The following is a 10,363-nucleotide window of genomic DNA, read 5'->3' on the forward strand; positions in this document are numbered from 1 at the left end:
GGCTGACGCCTGCGCCCGCGATCGTCGACACCGCCACGCCGGCCAGGATCAGCGACAGCGTGCCACCGGCGCGCGACAGTGCGAGCGCAACGGCGATCGTCACCAGCGCACCGGCGAGCGCGAACAAAGGCGTCGCGAGCGTGAAGCTCGTCGCAAAGCCGTAATAAAGCGCGATCACCGCGCCGAGCGACGCGCCAGACGACACGCCGAGCAGACCCGGTTCCGCCAGCGGATTACGCAGCAGCCCCTGCAGCACCGCGCCCGACAGGCCAAGTATACCGCCGAGCAGCAAAGCGAGCAGCAGGCGCGGCAAGCGCACCTCGGTCACGACCAGTTGCACAAGATTGGGCGTTCGGTCCGCCAGCCCGGCGAACAACTGCGCCGGCGACCACCAGATCGTACCGGCGAGCAGCGACGCGATCGACAGCACGACCAGCAGCAGCAACAGCGCAGGGGTGAGCCAGCGGCTCATCGGATCATCTCCTTGATCGGAACGGCAGGTCCTGACCGCGTGATTGCCGTGCGCAACCCGGCGCGCAGCCGCGCTGCCGCCTCCGCGATCATCGGCGTGCCGCAGACGTAATACCCCTGCGCGATCGGCAGGGTACGACCGCGCCAGTATTGTCGCACCACGCGGTGCCGGACGAGGTCGTCGCCGAGCCCCGGCTGCGCGGCATCGGCCGTACCCTGGACCAGCAGGGCCGGATTGGCGCGCAGCAGCACCTCGACATTGGGTTTGCGGTAGCTGAGCGTCGCCGGCTCGCGAACCAGGTTGCGCGCGCCCGCCGCCTGAAGGATCGCGTCGTAGAGCGTGCCCTCTCCCGCGGCGAAGCCGGTGCGGTCCCAGGCGACAACCCTGATCGCCGGGCCCGGACGTCGCGCCAGTGCCGCCAGTTGCGCGTCCATGCGCGCGATCAGCGCCTCTCCGCGCGCGGGCTCGCCGACCGCGCGCGCGACCTGGCGCGTGATGCGGCGGATGTCGGCGACGCTGTTGGCGTGATCGACCTCGATCAGCGGATAACCGAGCCGTTTCAGCATGGCGCGCAGCGCCGGGGTGGTGAACGACCCCGCGACGACCAGATCGGGTTTCTGCGCCAGCACCTCCTCGGCGGACCCGTGGTTCACCTCGACCTTCGCGGCACGCGCGGCCATGAGCGAGCCGACGGGATCGCGTGACAGCCAGCTGACCGACGCGATTTGCGATGGCGGAAGGAGTGCCAGGACGAGCTGATCGGTGCATTGGTTCATGCTCATCACCCGCATCGGATGCGGCGTGACGGTCGGCGTGGCCGGCCCCGCATCGGACCCGCAACCGTTCAGGCTGAACAGGAGCACGGCCGCGAGCGGGGCGGGCCGGCGCATCAGAAACGCGCCCGCACGCCACCGTAAGCCGCGCGGCCCGGCGTCGCGAAGCTGAAGATCTCCTCGTAATCCTCGTTCAGCAGGTTTTCGACCCGACCGAAGACCGACAGGTGATCGGTCAGCTTGTAGTCGGCGTTCAGGTTGACCAGCACATATTCCTGCAACGACACCCGCGTCGGAACGTAGCTGGGGTCGATGTAGGCGACGTCGGTGTTGCGACCGTTGTAGCGCACCGTCAGCGTCCCGCTGAAACGCTGATCTGTGCTGAACAGAGTGGTGTTCAGGCTGGCCACGTGCTTGGGCCGGCGCACTTCCTCCAGCCCGTTCTCGCGTGCCTTCAGATAGGTGTAGGCGAGGTCGAACTTGATCTGCGGGATCGGTCGCGCGGATGCGAACACCTCGACGCCGTGCTGCCTGGAGTCGGTCGTCCGGTTGGACGGCGTCGCCACAAACGTCGGGGCGGGGTAGGTGGTGTAGATCTCGTCGGTCAGCCTGCTGTCGAAATAGGTCGCGCCGATCGTCGCCTTTCCGCCCGCGATCTCCTGGTCGACTCCGGCTTCCCAGCCCTTCGACTTTTCGGGCTTCAGGTCGGGATTGCCGATGTAGCGACCATCCGAATAGCCGAACAACTCGAAATAACCCGGGTTCTTGACCCCGGTGCCGTACGCGCCGCGCACCCGCAGCCCGAACGGCAGCCGGTATCCGGCCTGCGCGCGCCACGTCGTCACGTCGTCGAAGCGGTTGTTCTCGTCGCGGCGGATGCTGGCACCGGCGGAAAAGGCGTCGTCGACGGTCAGTTCATACTGCCCGACGAAGCCCCAATTGTTGGTCGACCGCCGCCCGGTGAAGGTGAACGCATCGGCGGGAGAGGTGTTCTGGAACTCCTCGCGCTCGAAATCGACCGCGCCGGTCAGGCGGTTGACGACACGCTCGCTGCCGAAGCGGAAACTGCTCTCGAACGCCCCCTTGTAGCGGCGTCCCTTGTCGCCGTAGTCGAACCCGCCCGCATCGTAGCCGCGCCTGGTGGTGTCGGCGAACTGCCCGGTCAGCGCATTGGTCCAGCGCCCGTCGGCGAGCGACAGTTCGGCGCGCGCCAAGCCGTAGAAGGCCTCATTGACGAAGCGGACGCCGGGGCTGTCGACGGTGTAGCCGAACAGCGGGCTGGCCGTATCGTTCTCGCTGTTGTTCGTGTCGGCCGCGGTGTTGCTGTAGCGACCGACACCGGTGATCTTGAAGGTGTCGGACGGCGTCCAGGTCACCTTGCCGCTCGCCCCGACGCTGGTCGATCCGATGTCGCGCGTGCCGCCACGTGCGGTGGGTGTGCCATTGGTGGTGTAGACGGTGCCCGACAGCGCATAGTCGAACGTATCGGTGAATCCGGCCGCACGCGCCCCGCCCGAGAAGGTGCCGAACGAACCGCCTTCGGCACGCGCCGAATATCCGGGCAACTCGCGGCCGGTCAGCGTGATGTACTGGATGACGCCCCCGATCGCGTCCGATCCGTAGAGCGATGATTGCTGCCCGCGCAGCACCTCGATCTTGGCGGCCTCGTCGGCGATCAGCGTGCCGAAGTCGTACTCGCCGTTATACGGGTCCGACGCCTTGATGCCGTCGATCAGGACGAGGACGTGATTGCCCTCGCTGCCGCGGATGCGCACCTGCGTCAATCCGCCGATCGCGCCAGTGCGGCTGACCGCGACACCCGGCACGTCGCGCAGCACGTCGGAGACGATGCGCGTCTGGCGCTCGGTCAAGTCCTCGTCGCTGATGAGCGTCACCGACGCGGGCAGGTTCTTGATCTCGATCCCGTCGCCCGAGCGCGAAGCGGTGACGACGATGTCGTTACCCTCCGAATCCTTGGTCGGAACAGTGGGATTGCTCTGCGCCGAGGCCGGGCTGGCCATGCCGATGGCGGCGGACAGAGTGAAAAGCGATACGATGGTCTTGTTCATGGTTGTTCCCCCGCGTCGATCCGACAGACGCGGGCGGGGCCGTCCGCGCGAGCGGACGCCGACGCACGAGCGCGGGCAAACGCGGATGCCCGAGCGACATGCGCCGTCTGCGGCCCCGGGCCGCGCGGCTCTTCGTCGCTCGAACGGAAGGTTCCGTGCCCCGGCCTTTACCCTGGACCAAGACAATGAGCGACCCACGCCGGCAGGTCTCCTGGCTCACGGGTCATCACTCAACATGCGCCTTCCCAGGTTGCCCCAGTGGCTGCCCAGGCTTGATGCCCGGTGCATGCACGTCTCGCTCGCCGCTTACAGTTGCAGGGACAGCTACGGATTTGGCCGGGTTCGCACCCCGCCGCACCGCATTCCCGTTTTAATCCCCTTCGGGGGAACCAGCGCGATCTTGCAGGCCGGATTGCTATTCAGCCTGCAACGATTTGCTTAGCTGATCAGCGAAGAGTGTAAAACGATTTTGGCCGTCACCACCCGCAAGCGCTCGCCTGCGATGTGTTGAAGGCAACCTGAGGCAGCTTGCCTCGATGACGCTTCCCATCGCTGAAGCCAGGGTCGGAATCTATCGATGTGAGTGTCGCGATCTGATTCAGGCTTCGCGAGGAGACGGGGATGAGCGGCACGCTTTGGCTAATAGATGGGGCGGCTGCGGCCGTTCTTTCCCAGGAGCGCCGGCAAGCCACGCGTCGATGATCGGCGAGTGTTGAGCGGCATTGTGTTCGTGAACCGCAAGGAGCTGCCGTGGCGCGTTTCGCCCACCGTCTTGGTGCTGCTCGAGACGCTCTACAATTGGTGGAAGCGCTGGGGCGGGGCGGGCGTGTTCATACCCCGCCAGCCGGTAATCACCACCGAGACAGCGGGCCGTTTACCTCGATTATCGTGTTCGGAAAATGCCCGGTTCGTGACGAGGAGCCATCGGCGAACGCTCACCGAGGTTATTTCAGGGCATCTCGTTCAAGGCGCCGCGCGTCGCAGGTTGCGATAAAGCCGGCCGCCATGAAGCGTGCCATCCGCTCCCGGACGGCCTCGAAATCGTCCGAACGGCAGAGCCCACCTGATAGCTTATCGATGCGACCCGTGCGTGCGAGCGTCAGCATCAGTCCGGCGGTGACGAAATGGTAACCCCAGAACAGATCCTCGCGTGGGCAGTCGGGCAGCGCCTGTTGCAGTAGATCGATGAGGCGCAGCACCAGCGCGTCGAAGTGGGTGTCCATCAGTTCGGCTCCCCATTCCACGCTGTTGCTCAGTTGCGCGCCAAGCTGCCCGTAGTTGCGCCAGCCGACATCGGCCTGGCCGTACAGTTCCAGATCGGGATCGAGATAGGCGTGAAGCGCACCCTCCACCGTGATCGCCCCGGCGGCCTCACGCTCGTAGCGGTCCATCGCGGCCATACGACGCTCGATCGTCACGGGCGCACGCCGCGCGATCACAGCGTCGAACAGATCCTTCTTGTCCTTGAAATAATAGTTCAGCAGCGATTGATGAACGCCGACCTTGTGCGCGACCTCGCGCATCGTCACCCCGTGGGGGCCGTGCCGGGAAAACAGCTCCTCCGCCGCGTGGAAGATCTTCTGCATCGTGTCGGCGCGCTGATCCGCCTTGGTCGTGCGCTTGCGCGGCGGTCGCTTCACCGGTTCGATCATGCGGTCCCCATGAGTTGGAACGCGCCGCAACGACCGGCGCATCGTTTGCATGGCCTCAGCCATGCTCCGCGCGCAAGCGTATCTTGTCGATCTTGCCGGTCATCGCCAGCGGCATCGCGGACAGGCGGACGATGGCATCCGGCATCCACCAGTTCGCGATCCGGCCTTTCAATGCGCCGACCAGCATGTCGTCGCTTACCTCCGCCCCTTGCCGAGGCTCGACCACCAACACCGGCCGCTCTCCCCATTTTGGATGCGCCCGACCGATCACCGCGACCAGTGCGACACCGGGAAGCGCGCCGACGATCGCCTCGATCTCGCCCGGGTTGATCCACTCGCCGCCCGACTTGATGAGATCCTTTGCCCTGCCGGTGATGCGGAGATTGCCGGTCGCATCGATGGTGGCGAGATCGCCGGTGTCGAACCAGCCTTCCGCATCGGTGACCGGCTCCGTCTGGCCGTAATACCGCTCGACAACGCTGGCGCCGCGCACCCACAAGCACCCCTCTGCGCCTCGTTGGCTGGAGAGCGGGAGGCCCGTATTGTCGGTCAGCCGCAGGTCGACCCCGATCGGGGGTCTGCCGGACCGTGTCGCATCCCGCACCGGTTCGGAGGCGGGCGAGATCGTGCCAAGCGGCGAAAGTTCGGTCATGCCCCAACTCGTCTGAACGACCACGCCGAGACGCTGTTCGATCCGGTCCATCAACGCCTGTGGTACCGACGAACCGCCGAGCACGACGCGGCGAAGCGACGGCAGCTCTTCGCCCGTTGCCTCCACGTGATCGATCAATCCGAGCCAGACGGTCGGCACGCCTACCGCGATGGTCACACCCTCTTGGTTGATCAGCCGCGTGAGGCTGGCGCCGTCCTGGTTACGTCCCGGCAGCACAAGCTTCGCGCCGACCGCCGGTCCGGCAAAGGCGAGGCCCCAGCCGTTGGCGTGGAACATCGGCACCGCGACCATGACCACGTCGCGCGACGTCATGCCGATCACGTCGGCCTGGAGCAGATGAACCGTTTCGAGATAGTTGGAGCGGTGCGTGTAGGTCACGCCCTTGGGAGCACCCGTCGTGCCGGACGTGAAGCACAGGCCCGCCGGACTCGTCTCGTCGAACCCGCCCCACGGCATCACGGTGCCATGGGTGTCGAGCAGATCCTCGTAAGCCCAGAGCGTCGCCCGCGGCACGACCGGCGCGGGGTGATCCATGCCGGGCTCATCGAGCAGGACGACATGTTCGATCGTCGGACACTGCTCGACCAGTTCCTGCACCAGCGACGCGAGGCCGGGACTGACCGCCAGCACGCGATCTTCCGCCTGTTGGATCATCACGGCCAGGTGCGCGACGGACAGCCGCGGGTTCAAGGTATGGCACACCACCCCGATCCCCATCGCGCCGTACCAGCATTCCATGTGCGCCTGGCTGTTCCAGGCCAGCGTGGCGAGATGATCGCCCGGTCTGAGACCTAACTCGGCAAAGGCACCCGAGAGTCGGTTGGCCCGCTCGCGGAGCGCGGCATAGCCGATCCGCGCCGGCGCGTCGCCGCCGGTGACCACTTCGGTCGCCCCATGCCACTTCGCGGCATGGTCGATGAATTTGTCGAGCGTCAGCGCATAAGGCTGCATCGCGCCAGGAATCATGTCAGCTGGTTCCGCTTGAGGGACCGCCCGAGCGCGAAGTGAAGCGCGATCGCGAGGAGGTAGAAAGGCACCAGCGTGTAGAAGGCGAGCTGGAGCGAGTTGGCGGGATGGCTCGCCTTGAACCAGTCGCTCGCCATGCCAAGCCAGGTAGGGCCGAGACCCAGGCCGACGAGGTTCATGATCAGCAGCAGCACCGCGCCCGCCAACGTCCGCTGACGCGGCGCGACGCTGTTCTGGACCAGCGTCACCGCCGGGGTCAGGTAGAAATAGTTCAGAAAGGTCGGCACGATCAGGAAAGCCATGGCGACCGGCCATGTCGGCGCATGGACGAAACCGATAAAGAAGGGCACCGCGACTAGCAGCGCGAAGCCCGGCATCGTGCCAAAGGTCTGCGGCCGCGCGGCGCCGTGCCTGTCGATCAGCCGGCCCGAGCAATAGATCCCCGCGCTGACGCCGATGCCGAGCACCAGCGCGTACCAGACCGCGACCTGATCGAGCGTCATGCCCTTTTCGCGCATCAGGAACAGCGTGGTGAAGCCCAAGGTCGCATAGGTCACGAACTGGGTCGCACCCGCCGCCAGCGCCACCAGCATCAGCGTAGGTTCGGTCGCGAACATTTTAAGGGTGGAGCCAAATGTCGGCATGGGACCAGCCTCCGCCGGCGCGATGCCGTCAGACCCGGCTTCTTGCGCCTCCGCCGCCCCGCGACGGGGCTCTCGCACGAACGCCCAGACGGCGCCTGCCGCGATCACGCCGGCGGCACCAAGCAGAACGAAGGCAAGTCGCCAGTCGTAGGCTGCCGCGATCTTCGCGCCGAATGCCACGCCCAGCGCCTGACCAAGCGGCGGCCCCAGGTTGAAAAGCCCAAGCGCCACGCCCCGGCGATGGGGCGGAAAATAGTCCGACAGGATCGAATACGACGGCGGCACACCGCCCGCTTCCCCGATCCCGACCGCCATTCGGGAGGCTGCAAGCTGGCCGTAACTGGCCGAAAGACCGCAGGCGACCGTCGCCGCGCTGAACAGCGCACACGATACCGCAAGCACCCGGACCCGATTTCCGCGATCGGCGAGCCAGGCGACGGGTATGCCGAGAATGCAGTAGAATAGCGCGAAATACAGCCCGCCTAGCCGTCCCAGTTCACCGTCGCTGACACCCAGATCGTCCTGGATTGGCTTGGCCAGGATCGACAGCAGCTGCCGGTCGAGAAAGTTCAGGACGTAGACGAGGCACAACAACCCCAGCACGAACCAGGCATAATGCTTCCCGCCGGCCCGTGTCGGTGATCGAACAACGGTGCTCGTGCACAAGTCGGAGGAGCGCATCGTCAGAAGCTGCGGCTAAGCCGGATGCCATATTGACGCGGCGCGCCGGCAAGCCTGCGGAATCCGTTTATGGCGGCGACATAATGCTGATCGGTCAGATTGGTGGCGTAGCCCGCGATCGACCAGGCATCCTTGGCCAGCGTCAGCTGCGCGTTGACGATGTTGCGCGCCTCCAGCCGGTCACCCAGCGCAGTGTTCTGGAATAGCGTGCCGAAGGTGGGGGCGATGTGCGCATAGTCGATGCGCGGCGTCAGCGTTGCCGCATCGCCCAGGTCGATCGCATATTGCGCGCCGGCACTCAGCGTGAACTTGGGTGCATATGCCTGCTCCTGACCGGTCAGGTCGGTGCAGCGCGGCGTCGCGGGGCCGGTTGTAGGATTGCACACGGTCGCCGTGGTGCCCAGCCGCGGATCGCTGGCAAAGAAGGTCGGCAATTTCGAGTTCGACACGGAGGTGGCGAGGTCGAGGTTGAGCTTGCCGAAGCTCGCTTGCGCCGATGCCTCGACGCCGTAGAGCTTGGTCTTGCCGGGTACGTTGAAGATCGAGGAAATGCCCGGATTGATCGGGTCGACGATGTTGATCTGATAGTTCTCGTACTCGCTGTAATAGCCGCCCAGTTGTGTGCGCAGGCGACCACCCAGGAAGGTGCCCTTGTAGCCGACTTCATAGTCGGTGACGTCTTCGGCATCGAAGGCGCGGGGCGGGATGCCGTTCACGTTCGGCCCGTTCAGGCCGCCCTGCTTCGCGCCCGTCGCGACAAAGGCGTAGAAGAAGTTGTTGCGGTCAACAGTCCAGTTCAACGCGACCTTGCCGTTCAGCTTCTTGTCGACGGTTTTGTCCTTCTGGACCAGGCTCAGCACCGGCGTCGGCAGGAACGGCAGGATCGCCCTTGCGACCGCATCGTTGGCAGACGTCGTCCGCGACCAGCGTGCGCCGACCTGAAGCTGGAGCCCGTCGATGAATTCATATCCGACCTGCCCGAACGCGGCGAGCTGCGTTTTCGGGTTTGTGCCCTCGATGGTCGTGTCGAACACCAGCGGGTTGATCGAGTTCGGGGTATTGTCCGAGATATAGCCGCCGTTCGGCGGAATGGTGATGTTGTCGTGCTGATAGAAGCCGCCCAGCACCCAGGTGAACTGACCGCCGTCGGGGGAGACGATGTTCACCTCCTGCGACCAGACCTCTTCCGTGATGTTGTCGCGGAAGTTGTTGGCCGGCGCGCGCGGTGTGCCGATCGCGGCGGTGCCGTCGCTGTCGAGGCTGACGTGCGTCGTGCCCTTCTGGAAACCGCTGATCGACCGCAGGGTCAAGCCGCTGTCGAAGGTATAGCTCGCGTTCAGCACGATCCGGCCGAATTTGTCGCCGCCGCTGAGCGGGGCGTTGTTGGCGACGTTCAGCGGATCGCCCTTGCTCGTCGCCAGCCCGGCCGGCAGGCCGCCATAGTCGATGTTGTTGTAGTCGCCCTTCAGCAGAACGCGGACATGGCTGTCGGGCTGCCACAGGATGCTGGCGCGCGCGCTGTAATCCTCGCGGTTACCGGGATTGCCGGTCCACGGCCCCGACACATTGTAGAAGGTGTCGCGCTTGTCGAAATTGCCCGCGAAACGGATCGCGAGCGTGTCGCCCGACGGTATGTTCAGCGCGCCTTGAAGTTTGACGTTGTTGTAATTGCCGTATTGCGCCAGCGCGTAGCCGTTGACGCGGTCGAGGGTCGGATTCTGCTCGGTGATGAAGATCGCGCCGCCCGTCGCATTGCCGCCCGCGAAGGTTCCCTGCGGTCCGCGAAGCACTTCCACGCTGGCGATGTCGTAATAGGGTTCGGTCTGCAGATATCCCGGGATCGTGGCCACACCGTCGCGATAGGTGATGACGCCGACGCCGACCGAGCTGCTCTGCTCGGTCTTGCCGATGCCGCGAATGTTGAAGGCATTTCCCTGTCCGGTGGTGTTGACGGTCAGGGAGGGCGTGGCGAACTGCAATCCTTCCACACCGTTTACCGACTTACGTACGAGGTCCTCTCCGGTCAGCACGGAGGCCGCGACCGGCGTACGTTGCAGGCTGGTCGAACGGCGTTCGGCCGTGACGACGATGTCATTCCCGGTCGTGTCGCCGCCAGTCGCAGCGGCTGCGGGATCGGTGGTCTGCGTTGCGGGCACGTCCTGCGCGTTTGCAGCCGTAGCGACGATCATGGCGCACATCGACGCCGACAAAAGAAATGGACGCATCATCGATCCTCCCAGCGATCGCGCTCTGCGGCGCGTCGGCAGGATGGATGAGCCACATTTTTCGGCGTGTCAATTCATTGAAGTTCTATTGAACATCTTGTGCCTGTGCTATGGCGATCCGCACGAACCACGATCGTGGTCGCAAGGGAGAGGATCATGCACGCTTTCGCCTCACGTCGCAGGTCGCCGGTTTCGCGGCCCGGCAACA

The 10,363-nt window shown here is 65.3% G+C and carries 7 protein-coding genes, 1 pseudogene and 1 riboswitch; of the genes and pseudogenes, 1 reads left to right on the plus strand and 7 read right to left on the minus strand.

Going from position 1 to position 10,363, the window contains the following annotated elements; translation table 11 throughout:
* The 3 genes from QZ847_RS07815 to QZ847_RS07825 form a co-directional block, all read right to left on the minus strand.
* On the minus strand, positions 1-472 hold a 472-nt coding region (locus QZ847_RS07815), incomplete at its 3' end, for an iron chelate uptake ABC transporter family permease subunit (RefSeq protein WP_294355102.1).
* On the minus strand, positions 469-1,362 hold the full coding sequence (locus QZ847_RS07820; protein ID WP_294355105.1) for an ABC transporter substrate-binding protein: 894 nt from the start codon (positions 1,360-1,362) through the stop codon (positions 469-471). The genes QZ847_RS07815 and QZ847_RS07820, both read right to left, overlap by 4 nt.
* Positions 1,362-3,314, minus strand: coding sequence for a TonB-dependent siderophore receptor (locus QZ847_RS07825; protein WP_294355108.1), 1,953 nt, complete (start codon positions 3,312-3,314; stop codon positions 1,362-1,364). Before QZ847_RS07825 ends, QZ847_RS07820 begins: the two co-directional genes overlap by 1 nt.
* Positions 3,315-3,497: 183 nt before the next feature.
* A riboswitch (cobalamin riboswitch) is annotated at positions 3,498-3,723 on the minus strand.
* Between the two features lie 237 nt (positions 3,724-3,960).
* Here QZ847_RS07825 and QZ847_RS07830 point away from each other — a divergent pair.
* Positions 3,961-4,146, plus strand: a pseudogene (locus tag QZ847_RS07830) (transposase); the annotation flags it as partial.
* A gap of 112 nt (positions 4,147-4,258) precedes the next feature.
* Here QZ847_RS07830 and QZ847_RS07835 read toward each other — a convergent pair.
* From QZ847_RS07835 to QZ847_RS07850, 4 genes are all read right to left on the minus strand, one after another.
* Positions 4,259-4,966 (minus strand): TetR/AcrR family transcriptional regulator, encoded by a 708-nt coding sequence (locus QZ847_RS07835; protein WP_294355111.1) that lies wholly within the window; start codon positions 4,964-4,966, stop codon positions 4,259-4,261.
* 55 nt (positions 4,967-5,021) lie between these two features.
* Positions 5,022-6,605 (minus strand): AMP-binding protein, encoded by a 1,584-nt coding sequence (locus QZ847_RS07840; protein WP_294355115.1) that lies wholly within the window; start codon positions 6,603-6,605, stop codon positions 5,022-5,024.
* Positions 6,602-7,852, minus strand: a complete 1,251-nt coding sequence (locus QZ847_RS07845) for an MFS transporter (RefSeq protein ID WP_294355118.1) — start codon at positions 7,850-7,852, stop codon at positions 6,602-6,604. Before QZ847_RS07845 ends, QZ847_RS07840 begins: the two co-directional genes overlap by 4 nt.
* An 80-nt stretch (positions 7,853-7,932) precedes the next feature.
* On the minus strand, positions 7,933-10,119 hold the full coding sequence (locus QZ847_RS07850) for a TonB-dependent receptor (RefSeq protein ID WP_294355121.1): 2,187 nt from the start codon (positions 10,117-10,119) through the stop codon (positions 7,933-7,935).
* Positions 10,120-10,363 lie beyond the last annotated feature (244 nt).

It is taken from the genome of uncultured Sphingomonas sp., assembly GCF_913778135.1.
Classification (GTDB): domain Bacteria; phylum Pseudomonadota; class Alphaproteobacteria; order Sphingomonadales; family Sphingomonadaceae; genus Sphingomonas.

Excerpts from the sequence above, each read along its gene's own strand:
- QZ847_RS07825 (WP_294355108.1), bottom strand. The coding sequence starts at position 3,314 with ATGAACAAGACCATCGTATCGCTTTTCACTCTGTCCGCCGCCATCGGC.
- QZ847_RS07820 (WP_294355105.1), bottom strand. The coding sequence starts at position 1,362 with ATGCGCCGGCCCGCCCCGCTCGCGGCCGTGCTCCTGTTCAGCCTGAAC.
- QZ847_RS07835 (WP_294355111.1), bottom strand. The coding sequence starts at position 4,966 with ATGATCGAACCGGTGAAGCGACCGCCGCGCAAGCGCACGACCAAGGCG.
- QZ847_RS07850 (WP_294355121.1), bottom strand. The coding sequence starts at position 10,119 with ATGATCGTCGCTACGGCTGCAAACGCGCAGGACGTGCCCGCAACGCAG.
- QZ847_RS07840 (WP_294355115.1), bottom strand. The coding sequence starts at position 6,605 with ATGATTCCTGGCGCGATGCAGCCTTATGCGCTGACGCTCGACAAATTC.